The sequence below is a fragment of the uncultured Pseudoteredinibacter sp. genome (genome assembly GCF_947502065.1).
Lineage (GTDB): Bacteria > Pseudomonadota > Gammaproteobacteria > Pseudomonadales > Cellvibrionaceae > Pseudoteredinibacter.
On record NZ_CANMYE010000001.1, the window covers coordinates 513358 to 533294 of the forward strand.

19 protein-coding genes are annotated in these 19937 nt (G+C 46.5%); 14 read left to right on the plus strand and 5 right to left on the minus strand.

From position 1 onward, the window contains the following. Positions 1-111 precede the first annotated feature (111 nt). From Q1A41_RS02220 to Q1A41_RS02270, 11 genes are all read left to right on the plus strand, one after another. The gene (locus tag Q1A41_RS02220; RefSeq protein WP_299974094.1) at positions 112-1074 is read left to right on the plus strand and encodes an MBL fold metallo-hydrolase; all 963 of its coding nucleotides are present in this window, start codon (positions 112-114) and stop codon (positions 1072-1074) included. 527 nt (positions 1075-1601) lie between these two features. Then, on the plus strand, positions 1602-3143 hold the full coding sequence (locus tag Q1A41_RS02225; protein ID WP_299974097.1) for a peptidoglycan-binding domain-containing protein: 1542 nt from the start codon (positions 1602-1604) through the stop codon (positions 3141-3143). Positions 3144-3629: 486 nt separating this feature from the next. After that, complete coding sequence (locus Q1A41_RS02230) at positions 3630-5903, plus strand: TonB-dependent receptor (protein WP_299974100.1); 2274 nt, start codon at positions 3630-3632, stop codon at positions 5901-5903. Between the two features lie 48 nt (positions 5904-5951). After that, positions 5952-7667 (plus strand): arylsulfatase, encoded by a 1716-nt coding sequence (locus Q1A41_RS02235; RefSeq protein ID WP_299974103.1) that lies wholly within the window; start codon positions 5952-5954, stop codon positions 7665-7667. Positions 7668-7759: 92 nt separating this feature from the next. After that, a complete protein-coding gene (locus Q1A41_RS02240; protein ID WP_299974105.1) occupies positions 7760-9184 on the plus strand; it encodes an aldehyde dehydrogenase family protein in 1425 nt (474 codons plus the stop codon). Between the two features lie 334 nt (positions 9185-9518). Continuing rightward, positions 9519-10742: an amine dehydrogenase large subunit gene (locus Q1A41_RS02245; protein ID WP_299772042.1), complete on the plus strand. Its 1224-nt coding sequence runs from the start codon at positions 9519-9521 to the stop codon at positions 10740-10742. Further along, entirely contained in the window at positions 10742-11278 is a 537-nt protein-coding gene (locus Q1A41_RS02250) for a MauE/DoxX family redox-associated membrane protein (protein WP_299974108.1), read from the plus strand. Before Q1A41_RS02245 ends, Q1A41_RS02250 begins: the two co-directional genes overlap by 1 nt. Then, positions 11278-11862 carry a redoxin domain-containing protein gene (locus tag Q1A41_RS02255; protein WP_299974111.1) on the plus strand — a complete coding sequence of 195 codons (585 nt, stop codon included), beginning with the start codon at positions 11278-11280 and terminating at the stop codon, positions 11860-11862. Before Q1A41_RS02250 ends, Q1A41_RS02255 begins: the two co-directional genes overlap by 1 nt. Before the next feature lie 63 nt (positions 11863-11925). Further along, positions 11926-12465 (plus strand): methylamine dehydrogenase light chain, encoded by a 540-nt coding sequence (locus Q1A41_RS02260; RefSeq protein ID WP_299772048.1) that lies wholly within the window; start codon positions 11926-11928, stop codon positions 12463-12465. A gap of 17 nt (positions 12466-12482) precedes the next feature. Further along, on the plus strand, positions 12483-12971 hold the full coding sequence (locus Q1A41_RS02265; protein ID WP_299974114.1) for a cytochrome c, class I: 489 nt from the start codon (positions 12483-12485) through the stop codon (positions 12969-12971). Positions 12972-13010: 39 nt separating this feature from the next. After that, positions 13011-13568: a c-type cytochrome gene (locus Q1A41_RS02270; protein ID WP_299974116.1), complete on the plus strand. Its 558-nt coding sequence runs from the start codon at positions 13011-13013 to the stop codon at positions 13566-13568. Between the two features lie 8 nt (positions 13569-13576). Here the strand turns inward: Q1A41_RS02270 and Q1A41_RS02275 are convergent, their stop codons facing one another. The 3 genes from Q1A41_RS02275 to Q1A41_RS02285 form a co-directional block, all read right to left on the minus strand. After that, on the minus strand, positions 13577-14068 hold the full coding sequence (locus Q1A41_RS02275) for a GNAT family N-acetyltransferase (protein WP_299974119.1): 492 nt from the start codon (positions 14066-14068) through the stop codon (positions 13577-13579). Positions 14069-14079: 11 nt separating this feature from the next. Further along, the gene (locus Q1A41_RS02280) at positions 14080-14628 is read right to left on the minus strand and encodes a GNAT family N-acetyltransferase (protein WP_299974122.1); all 549 of its coding nucleotides are present in this window, start codon (positions 14626-14628) and stop codon (positions 14080-14082) included. A gap of 78 nt (positions 14629-14706) precedes the next feature. Next, positions 14707-15093, minus strand: a complete 387-nt coding sequence (locus Q1A41_RS02285) for a VOC family protein (protein WP_299974125.1) — start codon at positions 15091-15093, stop codon at positions 14707-14709. Positions 15094-15360: 267 nt separating this feature from the next. Here Q1A41_RS02285 and Q1A41_RS02290 point away from each other — a divergent pair, with 267 nt between their 5' ends. The 3 genes from Q1A41_RS02290 to Q1A41_RS02300 all read left to right on the plus strand — a co-directional run bounded on the left by Q1A41_RS02290 (position 15361) and on the right by Q1A41_RS02300 (position 18310). Further along, a complete protein-coding gene (locus tag Q1A41_RS02290; protein ID WP_299974128.1) occupies positions 15361-15855 on the plus strand; it encodes a hypothetical protein in 495 nt (164 codons plus the stop codon). Between the two features lie 200 nt (positions 15856-16055). Next, positions 16056-16448 carry a lactoylglutathione lyase gene (gene gloA, locus Q1A41_RS02295; RefSeq protein WP_363322341.1) on the plus strand — a complete coding sequence of 131 codons (393 nt, stop codon included), beginning with the start codon at positions 16056-16058 and terminating at the stop codon, positions 16446-16448. A 293-nt stretch (positions 16449-16741) separates the two neighbouring features. Beyond that, complete coding sequence (locus Q1A41_RS02300) at positions 16742-18310, plus strand: SulP family inorganic anion transporter (protein WP_299974134.1); 1569 nt, start codon at positions 16742-16744, stop codon at positions 18308-18310. Positions 18311-18419: 109 nt separating this feature from the next. Here Q1A41_RS02300 and Q1A41_RS02305 read toward each other — a convergent pair whose 3' ends face one another. Both Q1A41_RS02305 and Q1A41_RS02310 read right to left on the minus strand, forming a co-directional pair. Beyond that, positions 18420-18992: a DUF4124 domain-containing protein gene (locus Q1A41_RS02305; protein WP_299974137.1), complete on the minus strand. Its 573-nt coding sequence runs from the start codon at positions 18990-18992 to the stop codon at positions 18420-18422. Between the two features lie 240 nt (positions 18993-19232). Beyond that, positions 19233-19919, minus strand: a complete 687-nt coding sequence (locus Q1A41_RS02310; protein WP_299974140.1) for a TetR family transcriptional regulator — start codon at positions 19917-19919, stop codon at positions 19233-19235. Positions 19920-19937: the final 18 nt, after the last annotated feature.

Genomic DNA, 19937 nt, shown 5'->3' on the forward strand with positions numbered 1-19937 from the left:
AGCAAGGCTGTTGCGCTGAGTTGACGGCCTGATCAGATCTCTTGTTTATGGTTTTTGCCATGGACAATCTAGCAGTGATAACAGATAAAATGACAATCGTAAGGTGCAGCCATGGCTAAAAAACCCTTTGCCTCATCCGCCGACCTAGGCGACAAACAAGAAACCCTAGAAGTTCTAGCCGAAGGCGTCTATGCCTTAACCGCTGAGGGAGATCCCAATGTAGGCGCAATTGAAGCTGAAGATTTTATTATTGCCTTCGAAGCCCGTGCGACTCCTAAAGCGGCCAACGATTGGCTGGAGCAACTGCGTGAGCATACTCAAAAGCCGGTGAAGTACTTGGTGCTTTCACACTATCACGCTGTGCGTGTTTTGGGTGCAAGTGCTTATGGCGCAGAATCTATCATCGCCCATGAGAAGACCAAGTTCTTGATCGAAGAGCGTGGTATGCAGGATTGGGCCAGTGAATACGGCCGCATGCCTCGATTGTTCCGTGAACCTGACGATATCCCAGGTTTAACGCACCCTGATTTGGTGTTTAACGATCGCATGGAAATCCCTCTGGGCGGAGATCGCGGCAGCTTGATCTTGGAATATTGTGGTCGTGGCCATACCGCTGGCGACATTGTGGCTTGGTTGCCAAAACAAAAAGTACTGTTTGCCGGTGATCTGGTAGAAGCTGCAGCGGCTTTATATACCGGTGACGCTTTCCACTTTGATTGGGCGAATGAAACTCTCGATAAAGTTAAAGCCTATGAAGCCGAGGTACTGATCGGTGGTCGTGGTGCTGTGGCTCATGGCCGCGAAGCGGTCGATGCGGCTATTGAGCAAACCCGTGGTTTCCTAAATGGCATGATCGAGAAAGTCGGTGAAGTTCATAAGCGTGGCGGCACTTTAAAAGAAGCCTTCTTGGCAACCCATGAGCATCTGGCGCCTAAGTTTGGCATGTGGCCAATCTTTGAGCATTGCTTGCCTTTCGATGTTCAGCGTTTGTGGGATGAATTTGATGGTATTGATTGGCCGCGCATCTGGACAGATGAGCGCGACCAAGAGGTGTGGGATCAATTGCAAGACTAAATTGATCGCCATCAGCTAAAGCATAAAAAACCCGGTTGAGCAGCCGGGTTTTTTTATGGCGCTGTCATAAGTGAGCAAACTGTTGTTTGAAATCTGCTTAAGGCTAGAGTTTTTATCAACTAGGTCAGCCTGTGAAGAGCCCTTGATATTGTTAAATTGCATCAAAATATTAAAAATATTTTAAAAATATATTTCCATAGTTATTTTGAATGACAAAAATAACTTTTTTACATAATTTCCGAAAATGCTGAATTATTGTTAAAAAGTTTTCCCTCGTTATTTTTTTTCTGAATGAAAGCTGAACTTTATTCCTATTTGTAGTTTTGGCTTGGCTAAGCGCGTCCAGTTCATTTGGCTTAGATTAAGGTTTGGGGTCGCTATAATTGCGCCGCCAACTCGGCTGGTGCTGGACTAAAAATGCTTATATGGATGACAGAGCATTTGTTATAGAGGGGTCTGCACGGAACGCAATGACACTCAAAGTAGTAAGAGTGTTCAGGGTGAAAATTCGAAATGGGAATGAGAAAATGTATACAAAAAAACTTGCATTAACTGCAACCTTGCTTTCTCTGGGAGCTTGCTCCTCAGTGCAGCAAGATTTTAGTCAGGAAAACGCTGAACTTAAAGAGCGCCTGAAAGAACAAACGTTTAGCTTAGAGCAACGAGAGCAGCGTATTACCGATCTTAACGCAGAATTAAGTGCTGCGCGTAGCAGTGGAACGCAAAGCTCTCAAATTGCGTTGACCGATTCATTACTGCCGCCCAATGCAAAATCAGGTGAGTGTTACGCGCGAGTTTGGGTAGAGCCGCAGTACCGCACAATTACTGAAAGCTATGTGGCACGTGAAGCTTCTGAAGAAGTTAGCATTCAGCCAGCTGTTTACGACTGGGATGTGAAAAGCGTCTTGGTTAAAGAAGCCACTGAAAAGCGTATTGCTATTCCGGCCGAATATGGTTTTGAAGAGCAAACGATTAAAGTTTCTGATGGTGTTCGTCAGTGGCGCACCAAACTTTCTGGCTCAGCTCCAAAAGCCAATCAGAACACTCTAGAGGCCGCTCGTCGCGGTGGCATCAATCTAGACACTGCACCAGTAAACAGTTGTTATCATGAGCACTATATCGCGCCAGAATACACTTATGAGACAGAGCGCGTGCTGGTAAGCGAAGCTTCAGAAAAAATTGAGCTGAGTGAGCCAGTTTTTGAAACGGTTGAAGAGCGCGTGTTGGTTAAAGAGGCCACCACTAAGTTGATCACTGTGCCAGCGACTTATGAGACAGTTACCGAGCAGGTTTTAGATAAGCCAGCACACACAGTTTGGAAAAAAGGTACAGGCCCTATTCAGCGCATCGATGCAGCAACGGGCGAAATCATGTGTTTGGTTGAAGTTCCGGCAACATACAAAGCGGTTAGTCGTCGTGTATTAAAAACTGCGGCTACAACTAAGACCGTTGAAGTGCCTGCAGAATACAAAACGGTAAAAGTGCGTCGTCAGGTAAGCGCAGCCCAGGAAAATCGCATTAGCATTCCAGCAAAATATAAGGATGTTAAAAAGCGTGTTTTGGCTAAAGACGGTTCTTATGTATGGCATGAAGTTCATGATAAAACCATGAGCAAGGAATCTCGTACTGGTCAGCAAATTTGTTTGACAGAAGAGGCTCCACAGTACAAAACCGTTAAGCGTCGTGTGGTAACTAAAGCGGCGGGTTTCCGTACCGAAACCATTCCAGCTGTTTACAAAGATGTGAAAGTTCGCAAACTAGTATCAGCGGCCAAAGAGATTCGTAATGTAATCCCTGCGATTGAGAAAACCGTTTCTCGTCAAGAGTTGCTGAAAAAAGGTCAAATGGAATGGCGTAGCATTCTTTGTGAAACCAATATGACCACTGACCGTTTGCGTCAAATTCAGGTATCTCTCGATGAGCGCGGTTACAATCCAGGTAAGATTGATGGTGTGATCGGTCGCGAAACCATGGAAGCGGTTAATAAGTTCCAGCGTGATAAAGATCTGCCGGTTGATCGTTATCTAAATATCGAAACCCTGCAAGCATTGGGTGTGTCTGCCAAGTAAGCTCCCAATAGGCTCTTGCACTGTGTATAGAGCCAAAGCCCTGGTCTATCGTGGCCAGGGCTTTATTTGTTTTTACTAGGGCTGAATTAGTATTAACAGGCTCTAATGCACACCTGTGCAATTCCCAAATCCTATAGCCAATCTCGAAAACCTATAAAAATCATAGGTTTAAATTGATTTTAAAACAGTTGTTTTAGTTTTTTCTGCTAAAAAGTGAATTAACTTTTCCCTTAGGTTCCATTTTTCTTTTCCCTCTGGTGCAAGAAATTGATTCTTGTCAAAGCGTAAACTGCTGTACATGGTAAGCAAAAGGGCATAAACCATAACAGCCAGCCCCGATGTTTTCCGCGACAAACCGAGCTCAGCAACGATAACAATAGGTGAGCCTTTGTCTTTTAAAGCCGAGTCCAGTCTTCAAGCTGTAGCCTGAGTCCCCTCTGGATTTCGCAAAAATCATAACAACACTTTGGGATTTGTGAGGAAGCTATGTTGAAATTAAGCACCGCCAGTAGAGGGCGTCAGTTTTCATTGTCATTATTGACGCTTGCCATTGCCGCCGGTAATGCATCGGCCGCCGTTTTAGAAGAAGTTACGGTAACCGCGCAAAAGCGTGAGCAGAATTTGCAAGATGTGGGCGTTTCGGTATCGGCCTTTAGTGGCGATCAAATGAAAGCCCTGGGCGTGACCAATACCACTGAGATCACTCAGCAGGTTCCTGGTCTTCAGGTAAATACTTGGTCGCCTACCATTACCACCTTTAACTTGCGTGGTGTTTCTCAAAACAACTTTACTGACAACCTAGAAGCGCCGGTAGCAGTTTATTCTGATGATGTATATATCGGATCTATGAACGCTATTTCTGGCCAGCTTTTCGATGTAGAGCGTGTTGAAGTATTGCGTGGCCCGCAAGGTACTTTATTTGGACGTAATGCTACCGGTGGCTTAATTCACTATGTCAGCCGTGATGCTTCTGACGATGAAACCAATGGCTATGTTGATGTATCAGTTTCCGAATACAGCACCCGCTCTTTCGAAGGTGCGGTTGGCGGTAGCCTAAGCGAAAATGTTCGCGGCCGTTTCTCAGCACGTTGGGAAGAAGGCGATGGTTATGTTGAATCCACTATCCCTGGCGTTAGAGCCTTAGGCGGTCGTGATGGTTATGCCTTGCGCGGTCAGTTGCAGTTCGATGTTAACGAAGGCACTACCGTAGATCTTAGCTTGAAATACAGCAAAGATGACGATGTGCCAACAGGTGGCTATGTCGTTTATTCCCAAGGTGGAGCGGCTGTTGATCCAAACACCGGCCTAGGTGTGCGTGATGGCACAGTGGTTCGCCCGTTTGAGCACGACTCAGAGTACGAAGGTTACTTTGATCGTGAGGCTACCAGCTTTACCGCCAAGGTCACTAAAGCTGTTGGTGATAATATGGAATTCGTATCCATCACCAACTACACCGATATGGAAAAGTTCTACACCGAAGATGGTGACGGCTTCCCAATTCTCGCAGTAAATTTCACTACGATTGCTGACTACGAGCAGTTTTCGCAAGAGTTTCGTCTATCCGGTGAAAGCGAGACTCAGCGCTGGCAGGTAGGTGCTTACTACTTAGATATGGAACAATTCAACCGCGCCATTACCGCTGGTATTCCAGGCGCTGTAGGCGGCTGTGCAGCTGGCACCATCGCACCTCCAGTATTGCCAGATGGAACAGTTCTTGGCTGTGCCGATTGGGCACCACCAGGCGTGGGCGCGCCCGACAGCATTGTTGTACCTGAAGGTGCGGCTACGGATTACAGTGTGAATCTAGAATCTCGTAACTGGTCTGTGTTTGGTCAGTTAGAAACTGATATCAGCGAAGATCTAACCTTAATTACTGGCTTGCGTTGGTCACAAGACGATAAAGATATCGATTTTGTTAACACTTATGGCGACGTAAATACTCCGAACCAAGTAATTTCAACCGTGCGTGGCCTACCGCAAAACACCATTGATTACGGCGATTATGCGGCACGTATTCAGTTAGATTGGCGCGCCTCTGACGAGACCTTGGTTTTTGCCAGCTATAACCGTGGCATTAAAGGTGGTAACTGGTCAGTAAATGCGGGTGTATTGCCAAGCACCACTAACTTCCAGCACAAAGAAGAAACCTTGCACTCCTATGAGATTGGTATCAAAACTGAGTTTGCTGATTTTGCTCGCTTGAACGCCACAGCGTTCTACTATGATTATCAAGATTACCAGGCCTTTGCATTAACCGGCTTGACACCTCAGGTAGATAACTCTGATGCAACCGTTAAAGGTGGTGAGATTGAGCTGTTCCTAACTCCAGGCGAAAACTGGGATTTCATCTTTGGCCTAGCTTTAAACGATTCTGAAGTGGATACCGTTTTTGACGCCAATGGCGGCACTATTTCAGGTAATGAAATGCCTAATGCTCCAGGCTATAGCGCCAACTTCCTTGGTCGTTATAACTGGGATGTTGCCGGTGGCAATATGGCTATTCAGCTAGATGGCGCCTCTTACGGTGATCAATATCTTGAAGTGACTAACTCTGATGTTTCATTTGAAGATGCCTACTCTGTTTGGAACGCGAATGTTTCTTACACCTCAGACGATGAGAGTTGGAAAGTCGCGCTATGGGCGAAAAACATCACTGATGAAGAATATCGTATCTACAACCTTGATCTAGGTGCCTTAGGTGCGACTTCGTTCTATGCGCCGCCGCGTTGGTTTGGTGCAACTTTCAGCTATAACTTCTAAATCGCTGAAAAGGCCCCGGCATTGCCGGGGCCGATAGAGTCCAAAGTGATGAATAATAAAAAAGCCAACATAAATAAACAGCACAACAGCCAGGCTTTATGGCTGAAGGGGCTGATTTATTGCAGTGCTTTTTTATGCTTGCAGCTAGCATTGGTACTTGATGCCAGTGCTAGCTCGCAGCCACCCAATATTTTATTGGTGGTAGCTGACGACCTTGGCTACGGTGATCTGGGATATTTAGGCAGCGAAATTAAAACGCCAAATATCGATCGTCTTGCCGCACAAGGTGTTCAGTTTAAAGATTTTCATACGGCCTTTACCTGCTCTCCGACCCGAGCCATGTTGTTAACGGGTGTGGATAGTCATTTGACGGGTTTGGGCAATATGGCAGAAGAAATGGCTGACAATCAACGTGGTCAGCCAGGTTATGAAGGTTATTTAAATCAACGAGTAGAAAGCCTAGCCAGCATTTTAAAGCATGCGGGTTACGACACCTATATGACGGGCAAATGGCATTTAGGTAAAGGCGAAGGGCAGGGCCCAGAAAGCCATGGCTTCGATCGATCGTTTGTGCTTTTGCCAGGTGGGGCCAGTCATTATGGTGATATGAAACCAGCCTATGCGACCAAGAAAGGGCAAAAGGCTTTATATCGTGAAGACGGCAAGTTGCTAAGCGAATTGCCTAAGAATTTTAAATACTCCTCAGAGTTTTATGTTGATCAGCTGATGGAGTATATCGCTGAAGGAAAACAAAATAATACAGCAAAGCCGTTTTTTGCTTACTTGGCGTTTACGGCGCCCCATTGGCCCTTACAAGCTCCTAAATCAGCGATTGAAAAATACCAAGGGCGTTACGAGCTGGGTTTCGAAGCTCTGCATCAAGCGAGATTTAAAAAACAAAAAGATCTCGGTTTGGTCAGCGGCGAAGCCGCAAAAATGCCGAAGAATAGTCGCAAGTGGAACAGTCTTAGCGATAGAGAAAAACAGCGTTCCGCAAAATCCATGGAGATCTATGCCGCCATGGTTAGCGAAATGGATCGACATCTTGGGCGCATGTTGAACTCGTTGGAGCAGGCTAATGAGCTAGCAAATACCATTGTTTTGTTTTTGTCTGACAATGGTGCTGAGGGGCATGACCTGGATGCGACTTGGCCACCCGAGCAGTTCCCAAAAGTGAACCGCTGGATTCGCGAGAACCATGACTTTGCGATGTCAGCGATGGGTAATGCAGACAGCTACGTACTTTATGGCCCGGAATGGGCCTGGGCCGGCGCTCCTGCATTTTATGGCTACAAGGGTTATGCCAGCGAGGGCGGATCCCATGTGCCTGCTTTGATCAGTTTTCCGGGCAAGATAAAGCCTGGGCAGGTCGATCAATTAGTGCGAGTGAAAGATATGGCGCCTACCTTGTTGCAGCTGGCAGGTATAGAGCGAAGCGCTAAAGCTGCCAATGAGCAGGTGATTCATCCCATTACAGGCCGCTCAGTTGTACCAGCCTTGCAGGGTGAAAAAATGGCCCCGGTTAGTTTTATCAGCGAGCTATTTGCAAAGCGAGTAGTGCGTTTGGGAGCTTGGAAAGCGACGCATATGCCAAAGCCGATAGGGCGTGAGCAATGGCAGCTTTTTAATGTTACTGCGGATCGTGCAGAGCGCCATGATTTGGCGAAACAGCACCCCGAGAAATTGAAAGAACTTATTGCGCTATGGGATGACTATGCGCAAAAAAATAAGGTGATATTGCCAAACTGGGTTTCAGGTTACTAACGCTTCCTAAGCGGTGATGACTAACGAGTAAACCAAGTAAGAGCGATGATTGAAAACACAATGCTAATTAAGACAGCAGCGGGAGACAGAACGTGTCAGAGTATTCTTTAATTATAAATGGTGAAAAAGTAGCGGGAGCAGGAAGCTTCGATGTTATTAACCCGGCCACCGAAGAGGTGTTGGCAAAAGCTCCCGATACATCCGTTGAACAACTAGATCAGGCTGTAGCTGCAGCAAAAGCCGCTTTCCCGGCTTGGGCCGCTACCGACAATGAAACTCGTAAACAAGCTTGTTTGAAGTTGGCAGATTTGTTGGAAGCCAATATCGATGATTTGGCTCAGTTGATTACCCAAGAACAAGGGCGCCCTCTACAGGCTTTTGGTGGTCAAGGTGCCTACTTTGAAGTTGGTGGTGCAGCAGTATGGTGCCGATCCAATGCCGAGCTTGAATTGCCCGTTGAAGTGTTGCAAGACGATGATGAAATTCGCGCAGAAGTTCATCGCAAGCCACTTGGTGTGGTGGGCTCTATCACTCCATGGAACTGGCCATTACTGATTGCGATTTGGCATGTGATTCCGGCTTTGCGTGCGGGTAATACCGTTGTAATCAAGCCATCTTCATACACGCCGCTTTCGACCATTAAGTTTGTTGAATTAGCGCAGTCTGTGTTGCCAGCTGGTGTACTGAATGTGGTAACCGGTGAAGGTGAGGTTGGCACAGCCATGAGCACTCACGCTGATATCAATAAAATTGTTTTTACTGGCTCGTCTGCAACCGGTCGAAAAATTATGCAAAGTGCTTCGGTAAATCTTAAGCGCTTAACCTTGGAGCTAGGCGGTAACGATGCGGGTATTATTTTGCCTGACGTTGATGTAAAAGCCATGGCGCCAAGAATCTTTGCTTCTGCCTTCACCAATAGCGGTCAAACCTGTGCGGCATTAAAGCGTTTATATGTTCATGAAAGTATTCATGATGAGTTGGCAGCGGAGCTTGTCGCTATCGCTCAGTCTGCAAAAGTAGGTAATGGCTTAGAAGAAGGTATGGATTACGGCCCAGTAAACAACCGCGACCAATTAAATAAGGTTGTAGAACTGGCGGACGATGCCAAAGCCCAGGGTGCGAATTTCTTGGTAGGTGGTGATGTGCAAGAGGGCGCAGGCTACTTCTACCCATTGACCATCGTAACGGACGTTAAAGACGGCATGCGCCTAGTTGACGAAGAGCCGTTCGGCCCGATCTTACCAATCATCAAATACAGTAGTGTCGAAGACGTTCTAAAGCTAGCCAATGACAATGAAAATGGTCTTGGTGGTTCGGTATGGTCTAGTGATATCGCAAAGGCAACCGATTTGGCAATGGAGCTAGAAGCGGGAACAGCTTGGATTAACAATCATGCTGCCATCCAGCCCAATGTGCCATTTGGTGGTGTAAAGCAGTCTGGCTTTGGTGTTGAATTCTCTACCTACGGTTTGGAAGAGTATACCAGCATCCAGTCGGTGATTATTAATAAGACCTAATGTAAAAATGGTTTTACTGTTAAGTGATTTGAATCCCGTGAACCGTTCTGCTGTGGGAAGCAGTGCAGAGCTTGTTGTGTCTCATTATCAAATGTGACTTGGCGGGCCCTATCTTTGCCGATGTGGGCCCGCATTTTTTTCGCTTTTACGGGAGCCAAAACTGTAAGCAGTCAGACCAGTTGCAGCTCTTAGCGAGTTGCGCCGTCAGACAAGTTTGTCTTTCACTTACAGACTAGATGAAGTTATCCCATGTCGGTATGTTATGGGGTATGATGCTGATGGTATAGCGATAATCATCAGCGAATAATAAACGATAAAAGCCGTGGAAACGATTATGAAATCTCTAAGGAGTGCGCTTCGCCTAGGCGCCTGCAGCGTTTTGGCATCTTCTGTTTTGCTTTCTTCTCTCGCCTTGGCGGCTGCTAAGCAAGAACAAAAGGCCGCAACGCGTCCCGATTTACCCCCTTTACCGATTGAAGAAACTGGCGCCATTCGCAGTTTGCCAAAAAACATGCCAGAAAGCTGGATGTATGTTGATGAGGCGGCGTTCTTCAGTATGTTTGGCGGGAAGGTTATCGTTCTTGATGTTATGGAAGAACGTCCGGCAAAGCGTATCAAAGCGATTGCCGATAAAAACCTATTGGGTAACTTTAAAGCCGCTCAAAAGCGCGATGAGTTTTATATCATGGAGTCATTCCATGCACGCGGATCCCGTGGGCCCCGTGAAGATGTTTTGGCCATCTATGACAAAACGACTTTCAAAATTTTAAAAGAAATTGTTTGGAAAGATGCCACTCGTTTGACAGCCTTACCTGAGCGTTACTCAATGGGCTTGTCTAAAGACGAGCGTTTTCTTTATGTTGCTAATTTCAGCCCGGCAGCTTCTTTTTCGGTAGTAGATTTAGATAAGCGCGAAGTTGTGGATGTTATTGGTACGCCTGGCTGTGTGCTGACTTATCCTACTGGTGAGCGCAGCGTGACGTCTCTATGTAGCAACGGTGGTTTGTTAACCACTGTTCTAGATAAAAACGGTAAGAAGTCGGCGCAGCATCGCATCAAGCCTTTCTTTGATACGGATAAAACCCCAATCTTTGAGCGACCAGCGATTATCGATGGTATGGCCTATTTCCCTGGCTTTGCTGGAAAAATGCATACCATTGACCTGCGCGGTGATGTGGCCAAATTTGTTGAAACTTGGGATCTTATTACCCCAGAAGAACGCAAAACTAATTGGCGTCCAGGCGGCCTTGGGCTCAACGACAAGGATGAGCAAGGTCTGATGTACATGATTGCCCACGAAAATGGAGCTGATGGTACTCAGACCCATGGTGGTAGCCATGTTTGGGTGATCGATGTGAAAAATAAAAAACGTTTGCGCAAATTGGCTTTGCCTGGCTGGGGAATTTCCATCGCCGTTACCCGCGGCAAAGAACCTAAACTTGTAGTAACCAATGGCGACTTAAACTTGGACATTATTGATCCAAAAGACGGCAAGCTAATTCAGACCATTTCTGATTTTGGTAACGTTACGCCACTGTTGGTTCATAAGGCTTACTGATGTTAATTAGTTTACTTGCCCAAGCGGTTGCGCTGTTTTTTGTTTGGCTACTATTGCATGCAGCCAAGCATAAACTGATGCCCGATAATCAGCTGTATTACCAAGCGCTGATGCAAGATTACGCCTATGTGCCGAAAGCTTTGCAATCGATTTCAGCGGTACGATTGATTGCCGGTATCGAAATAGCGATCGCACTGGCTTTATTGTTGCCGGCTAGTAAAAGCATCGCAGCCGTAGCCTGTGCGACCTTGATGCTAGTTTATGGCGCTTTATTAGCTGTGCAATGGTTTCAGGGTAAGCGCGATATGGATTGCGGCTGTGCTGGCCCGGCGGCTGGCTTAAAAATCAGTCCGGCCTTGTTATGGCGCAATGTGGTATTGGCTGCGCTTGCACTGTTTGCTGCGAGCGAGCCCTATGTATTAGGTGCTGAGCTGTGGTTGTCGCTGGCACTGGCTATTGTATTTAGTTTGGCTTACAGCTGCTGGGAAGGTTTATTGGCCAATTTCCAGCGCATAGAAGCAATGAGGTCTCGTTAATGGAATTTCTCGTCGTATCAAATATTGCCCTTTGGATCGGTCTGATCGTAATGGCAATTATTAATTATGCCTTGATTCGTCAAATCGGTGTTTTGTATGAGCGTGTCGCTCCAGCAGGCGCCTTAGCAATGAATCAGAAACTCGAAGTTGGGCAAAAGGCCCCAGAGTTATCTTTGCAAGCCTTGGCCAATCAAATGGTGAATATTGGTGGTCAGCGCGATAAGTCTCAGCTGATTTTCTGGGTTTCTCCAGATTGCCCAATCTGTAAAACGCTTTTGCCTGCCTTGCGCTCTGCGGCGGCGGCAGAATCCAAGTGGTTGGATTTGGTGTTGGCCAGTGATGGAAAGCAGCACGATCACCAAGCCTTTGCAAAAGCGCAGGACTTAGGCGGTTTTCCCTATATCGTTTCTGAGCTTCTGGGCAAGACCTATGGTGTCGCAAAGCTGCCTTATGCGGTCTTAATTGATGAGCAGGGTAATGTTGCCTCTATGGGGATTGTGAATTCTCGTGAGCATCTAGATAGTTTGTTTGAAGCCAAAGAACGTGAAGTGGCTTCTATACAAGAATATATGGCAGGGCGCTAAGCGCTCTGTAAGACCTAAAGCAAATAAACGTGCTAAGAACAAAACAAAGAAGAGGCCTGATCCATGTCCCTGTTCGATAAGTTATTTGAAAAAACGGCTCGCGGTGCAGCTCAAAAGGGCTCTCGACGCGGCTTTATTCGAGGTTTAGGTGCTGCATTGGTTGGTGCGGGCAGCATTCCACTTTTGCCGGTAGCACGTGCTGCAGATGGCGGTCAAAAACTTCCACAGGATAATCGTCTACCCCAGGACAGTGAGGCGGGTGATCCAGCAAGCTGTGATTACTGGCGTTACTGTGCAGTCGATGGTTTCTTGTGTGAGTGTTGTGGCGGCACCTATAACACTTGCCCGCCGGGTACAGAGATGTCGCCGATTACTTGGATTGGTACTTGTCGTAATCCTGTCGATGGTCGCAATTACGTTATCTCTTATAACGATTGCTGTGGTACTACCCAGTGTGGCAGTTGCCTGTGTCAACGTGATGAAGGTGATCGCCCACTGTATCGCGCCGATAAATCCAACGATGTTAACTGGTGCTTGGGTGCAAATAGCTCGGTCTATCACTGCTCCACGGCGATTGTTGTGGGCTTGGCCTTTGAGCAATAAGGCTTGGAGTTAAGACCATGAGCAATAGCCTAACAACTGCTTTTGCTTTGTCGCTAGTCTTAGTGGCCAGTTTCTTAGGAACTGGCCAAGTGAAGGCTGCCGATTTAAGTGCAGAGCAACGTGAAAAGCGCGCCGAGTTTAACTACAAAATGTTTTGCCGCGGCTGTCATGGCCCTGCCGGTGAGGGACGCAAAGCGGTTCCTCATATGAACAATTTTGTGGGTAACTTTCTAAAGTTCCAAGCTGGTCGCGATTACCTAGTGCAAGTTCCAGGTTCGGCCAATGCCGCCTTGGATGATGAGCAGCTGACTGAAGTTTTGAATTGGATTGTCTTGAATATCTCTGGCGAAACTTTGCCGAAAAACTTTAAGCCTTATACCGTCGCTGAAGTAGCAAAATTGCGGCAAGAACCCTTATTCGAGGCCTTCGAGTTTAGAAAGCAATTGCTAAAAGATATGCTAGCCAAAGGCATTATTACAGAACTGCCTGAACAACCATTAAAATAAGATGTCGTTTATCGGCAACGGCAAAAAGAGTAAACAATTATGATTTCTTCCGTGTGTAAGCGTGCAGCACTTTCTCTGGCTGCCTTGTTTCTAAGTGTGAATGTGTCGGCGGTGGATATTACGGCGCAGGTTCAGCAGTGCAGTTCTTGTCATGGTGTTGACGGTCGATCAAGTAGTGATCTTTGGCCAAATTTAGCGGGTCAAAAGGCTGGCTATATCGCCAGTAAACTTCGAGCGATTCGTGATGGTGAGCGTATCGTGCCGACGATGATGCCTTTTGTACAAGCTTTGAGTGACGAGAAAATTGACGCTTTAGCAAAACACTTTGCTTCTAAAAAACGCGCAAAAGCAATCGGCTCTAAAAAAGAGTTGCCGGGTGCTCATGTTCGAGCTCGTTGTGTGTCCTGTCATGGCATGCAAGGCATAACTGTTAATCAGTTATGGCCTAACCTTGCCGGTCAAAAAGCTGGCTATTTATTGAAGCAGCTTCGTGATTTTCGCAGTGGTCAACGCAAACACCCAATTATGGAAGTGATTGCTGGAGAGCTTAACGACGAGCAAAGCAAGCAGGTTGCTGAGTATTATTCCTTACAGTAACTTTGCAATTACAGTGACCATTGGTACATGGTCACTGTTTTCCCTTCTGGGTGCTTCACATTTTCTAGCGCAGAAAACCCCAAGGCCTTATGAAACAAGTGTGAGTTGGGGTTTGGCGGAGAATGGTTTACTTCACAAACCACATTATCAATTCCCTGCCGCTTACACCAATTTTCGGCGTTTTTATATAAACGCTTTCCTATACCTTGGCTACGGGCCCAAGGTGCCACAATAATGCGATCAACATAGAGAAAATTATCGCAATGTTGTTGTAACCACTGAAAGTTAAAGCTTTGATATTCTGTGTTATCTTTTTGAAAGCCAATCAGAAAGCCAAAAATTTCATCGTCATCATCAAAGATACAATCGCAATAATCCGCCTGTTGCAGTAATTGTTGGAACTCGTTTTGCTCAAGATGATTCACATGGGGCACTTCAACATTGTTGATGGCGCTCATATGAGCATGGGGCAACTGCGTAGGGTTGAAATTCTTTGGCATATTCTTTTGACTTAGTGTTTAAACAAAGGGTGTTGCGGGTCGATATAATAATGCACGGTTTCGCCGCTATCGGAAAGGCAAATATCATCGCTGCGTTGAAATCCCAGTTTAAGCAGTATATTTCCAGAGCGGATATTGTGGGGGGATGTGATGGCAACAATAGGTTGGATCTTTAACTGCTCCACACCATAGTGATAAATAGCGTGGCAGGCTTCAATGGCATAGCCTTTGCCCCCAGCATCGGCTAGAAAGGCATAGCCTATATCAACATGTTCAAGAGTAGGGCGGTCAATAAAGCCGACACTGCCAATGGCTTTATTGTCGCTATCACATACGACATACATGCCAAAACCGTTTTCAAGATAAGATTGATGCACATTGTTCTGTATATGGGCTTGGGCATCACTTAACTGGTAGATTCCTCGATCGCCAATATTTTCAAGCCAGCCTTTAGAGGTCATCAGCTCTAGAAAAAACGGGGCATCATCGAGAGATGCTTGACGTATTGTTAAGCGTTCGGTTGCCATAGGTAAATTAGGCAGCTCTATCATTATGTTCATTAATCCCTTTTGTATGTTGGGTGTATTTCTGGCTTTTGGTCTTGAAGCTTTGAGCCCCAGTGTTTTTCGTTTTGTTATTTAGTAGTAAGGCTCATCACTCAGCCGTTTTGATATCCACCAATAATTACCAAAAGGATCTTTTACACCCGCTTGACTATCACCATAGGGCATATCTTGGGCCTCAAACAAATATTCGGCGCCTGCCTGAGATGCGCTTTTGAGAACTTGGTCGACATCATCTACATATAAATAATGGCTGCTTTGCAGAGGGTCTATTTTTGCAGCCTCGCTCACCATAAAGGTGCAGTCGATAATACGCAACTGGGCATTTAACAGGCGCCCATTGCTGCACTCTCTACCGAGTTCTTCAGCTCCAAATGCACTGTGCATAAATTCTATAAAGTCGCTGGCGTTTTCCACAAAAAAGTAGGCGCTCAGACGTGGCGTATCAATTGCTAAGACCATATGTCTAGCCCTGGCATTGTTATTTACGCCCTAGCAGGCTGTTGAAAAACTACCTACGTTGCCATCGCGTTGTTAAAAACAAGCTCAAAATGCTCATTTATTACCTATAAACTGCGCTTTTTCGCTTGTTTTTGCCTAGCGCTGACTGCCTCGAAAACGTTTTTCAACAGCCTGCTAGTCTGCGATGAGCGATTGCTTAAGGTCAAGTTCATGTTTCTGCTGTAGCTTTCAAGTGGTATCGTTTAGGGCAAGTCCCAGGAGGCTTTTATGCACCGTCTAATCGCATCACTGTTTGGCGTTACATTGTTATTGAGTTATGGCAGTCATGGTCTTGCTCATGAAACTTATAATTCTTATGGTCACTCTCATAGCGACTCACATAGCCACGTTTATAACAACAGTTATAACAAGACACACAAAAACAAGCACAATAGTAAAAAATTATATTATGCGGCTCCTACCATTAAGCATACGGGTATAAAACTCAGTAAGCATAAGCACCATGGTAATAAAGATAGGCATAACAAGAACAAACATTATCATCGCCATTACAGCGGCTACCACCAAGGTCATTGGCATGAGGGGCAGCATTACCATTCGTCTGATCATCGCTATTGTCAGCAGCGTCAAGCTAGCTACAGTAATCATCAACCAACTTATATAAGTTATGGCAACGGTAGTTATAGCGTGACGCATTATTATCGCCCCAAGTACTATGGCAAACAGAAAAAACCAAAGTTTAAGGTTGTACTGGGTTTTTGATCAGTTCTATTCATTTTACTGATTGTTTTTTCAGACAAATTAACTGGAGTTTATAGCTCAAGAGTGCTTTGTTGATCAGAGTCTAGAAAGCCTCTTGACCTGCCAAAAACTCTGGCGCATAGTCGGCCTCCCAGTTAAAGAGTTGGCAAAGTAACTGGGCCGATAAAATGACAAAGAAGATCTGTTACGAGAAGCGGACTATGCGTTTGATGCACACTATGCTGCGAGTTGCCAATCTTGAGCGCTCGATAGCATTCTATACCAAAGTCATGAATATGCAGTTGCTGCGCCTGCAGGAGTACCCTGAAGGGGAGTTCACTCTGGCTTTTCTCGGTTATGGTGACGAATCTGATAATACCGTTTTAGAGCTCACCTATAACTGGAGCGAGGCCAACTATGATCATGGTAATGCCTATGGTCATATTGCTATTGAGGTGGACGATGTCTACGACGCCTGTGAGCAGATCCGCGCTGCAGGTGGTGATATCACTCGAGAAGCCGGTCCCATGAGGGCAGGTACCTCTATTTTGGCCTTTTGCCAAGACCCAGACGGCTATGCCATTCAACTATTGGGCAAGCGCGGGCTACAGTAGTCGCTTGGCTGATTGAGACCAAATTGTAAAATTGGCCTTGTTAAGCCACAAAGCAATACTTTATTCCCTTTTATAGGTTCCGTTCGCGCTCGACTTATTGAGTTACGGCGCTTTGCGCTATTACCTCGCACATTGGTTGCATCCGCAAAACCTGTTAGAATCGCGCACCTTTTTTAACCTAAGCTATGCTGTATGACATTCCTTGGTCATATAGCTGTCCTCTAATGTAAACCCTTGTTGAAGGGCTCATGTTTGGACACCCAAGCCCTGTACCCATAGATTTCGAGGCTCACATGTTTAATCTGATTCACGAGAAGGCGAATCAATACAATATCAAGAACGATGTTCTATCCGGCACCACTGTAGCACTGGCGTTGGTACCAGAAGCGGTTGCCTTCGCCTTTGTGGCAGGCGTAGAGCCGATGGTAGGTCTATACGCAGCCTTTATGATGGGTTTGCTAACGGCGGTCTTTGGCGGTCGCCCTGGTATGATCTCTGGTGCCACAGGGGCCACGGCTGTAGTGATGGTCTCTCTGGTTGCTCAGCATGGTGTGCAATACCTATTTGCTGCGGTTCTGTTAGCCGGTGTTATCCAGATATTAGCGGGTGTGTTTAAGCTCGGTAAGTTTATACGCATGGTGCCACATCCGGTGATGCTGGGCTTTGTAAATGGCCTGGCGATTGTGATCTTCTTAGCGCAACTAGGGCAATTTAAAGTGCAGGGCGCCGACGGCCTGGAATGGATGCAGGGTAACGCGTTGGTGATCATGGTGGGCTTAATTGCATTAACCATGGCGATCGTGCACTTCTTGCCGAAATTGACCACCGCAGTACCAGCAGGTCTAGTCGCTATTATCGCGGTAACATTGATTGTGATTGGCTTGGACCTGGAAGCGCGCTCCGTAATTGATTTTGTGCGAGATAGCCTGCCAGCCGATGAGGCAGCGACTGCAACGCTTAAAGGAGAGTTGCCGAGCTTTGCCATTCCAGCGGTACCAATGACCCTTGAAACCCTTTGGATTATCCTGCCGTACGCGGGCATTATCGCCGCTATTGGCCTGATTGAATCGTTATTGACCCTCAGCTTAATTGACGAGATTACCGAAACTCGTGGTCAGGGTAACCGTGAGTGTGTGGGCCAAGGCATCGCCAACAGCGTAAATGGTGTTTTCGGTGGTATGGGCGGCTGCGCCATGATTGGTCAAAGCATGATCAATATTAATAATGGCGGTCGTGGTCGACTGTCAGGTATTACTGCCGCATTAGTGCTGCTCGCCTTTATTTTGTTTGGCGCAAAGTATATTGAAATGATCCCGCTGGCCGCTTTGGTGGGCATTATGTTTATGGTAGTACTAGGTACCTTCGAGTGGTCTTCTTTGCGTATTATGCGCAAGATCCCGCCGTCTGATGCCTTTATTCTGATCTTGGTATCTGGTGTCACCGTAGTTTACGATCTGGCGATTGCAGTGGTTATCGGGGTGATTGTTTCGGCGCTAGTGTTTGCGTGGAAACACGCCAAGCACATCATGGTAGATACTTATACCGATGAGAATGGCTACAAGGTTTATGATCTGCGTGGGCCGATATTTTTTGGTTCTGTTAGCCACTTCCGTGAGTTATTCGACCCTAAGAATGATCCAGAGCATGTGGTTATCGAGTTTAAGCGCTCTCGTGTTAGTGATCACTCTGGAATTGAAGCGCTTGATGCGCTGGCAGTACGTTATCAGAAAGAAGGTAAAACCTTACATCTGCGTCACCTGAGTCCAGAGTGTCGTAAATTGCTGAAGAATGCCGGTAATTTATGCGAGGTGAATGTATTGGAAGATCCAAATTATCGAGTAGCCACAGATATTTTGGCTTAACCGGTATAGCAAAGTAAGTGCTTATCCATTTGAGCGTTGGGCCAAAAGGTACCCAGCGCTGTTAGTTTAAAAGCCAGCTAGTAGCTGGCTTGAATAAAACTCGAAAGGTTTAGCTGCAATCGCGGCTGACCAGCTTTTTCTGTCGTTCAACAGAGCGCTGTAAGTAATCCAAGGTTTGCTCTGGTGCGCCTTCCAGCTTACGCTGCTGATACTGCGCCTCGAGTTTGCTCATTCGAGTGCGACTGCTAGCGCAGCGGCGATGCTTTCGACTTAGCTCTTTTAAGCGAGCTTGATCGTCTTCACTCATCCGTTCATTTTCAATGGCTGTATTCGCTTGTTGGGCAGTGGCCGCACGGGGCACTTCCGCCTCTTCATCTTTAAGCTTTGGCTGCTCAGTTTCAGGGTTATCGCCGGGCTTTTTAGGCTCGATTTCATTAGGGAGTGCGAGCAATACATCTTCAGAGGAGACGAGGCCTTCAGCCTTGGGCTTTTTATCGGCTTCCTTGATCAGTTTGGCTCCTGGCCTAGGTTTATCGCTGTATTGAAATTTACCGGATTCATCCTGCCAGCGATAAATTTGTGCGTGGCTAGCCGTACTGGTGAATACAAATGCGGCGCTTGCCACCAGTGCAAGATGAAAAGAGAAGTTTGTGGCTTTAGGTTGATGTGTTGCTGGGGCCATCCGAGAAAACCTGTCTAGCGTTTAGCGTGTAAAGCCGGACACACCACGCCGACTGCTTAATTACATCTTAGCATTGTTAGAGGAGATGAGCCTGTTAACTTTGCCGCAATTTATTGGCTTGCTACTGCCGTTCAAACTATGGAATTGACCGCTCGCGGAGCTTGCAGGACTTTAGTTCAGAATTTATTGGGAAAGGAGAGTATTGAACTTAGAAGCTGTAGGCATTTGAGGCTGCCGAACCTAGATATTGTTAAAAAGTCTCTGTATCTGTCGTTCGATGGTCAGCTCGGCCAGTTGCCAATTGGCTTCGCAATTCTCCACTACAAGTAAATACTCGAGCCACTGGATAATTCCATGCAGGGAGTGTGCATCGGCTGCGGGCGAATCATTGCCGATCAGCTGTAAAAAAGCTTCTATTGCAGCTATGACATCATTTCGCAGGTTTTCATAACGCGCTTCTAAGTCATTATTGTGGAGAGTTTCATTTAAAAAGGCATGTTCGAGGCGTCTAGCTTGGGTATCTTCAACTTGGCGCCGAACATGTTCCAATACTAGCTTTGGGATTGAGCCGGCAAGCTCGGCTCTCATCTGCTGTCCGCTAGGGTCGCTGCTCAATGTGGCTTGGCTGCTTTGGTAAGTCGCTAGGGTTTGTTCCTGTAACCATGAATTACGCGCTTGGCTTTGCTCCACAAATAACGCGAAGGCATCATTAATGAGATCGTTGATGTCTTTAAAATAATAGGTAGTGGCAGACAGTGGGACGTCCGCTTCCTTGGCAATGGCTCTATGGCGCACAGCTCTGATGCCATCGTTCGCAATAAGACGCAAGGTGGCCTGCAAAATCTCATTGCGGCGGTGTCGGCTATTGGCTCTGAGGGGCTGTCGCCCCTTAAAGTTGCTTTCCTGATTCTTGTCTACATCAGCCATGATGATTTGCTACCTCAG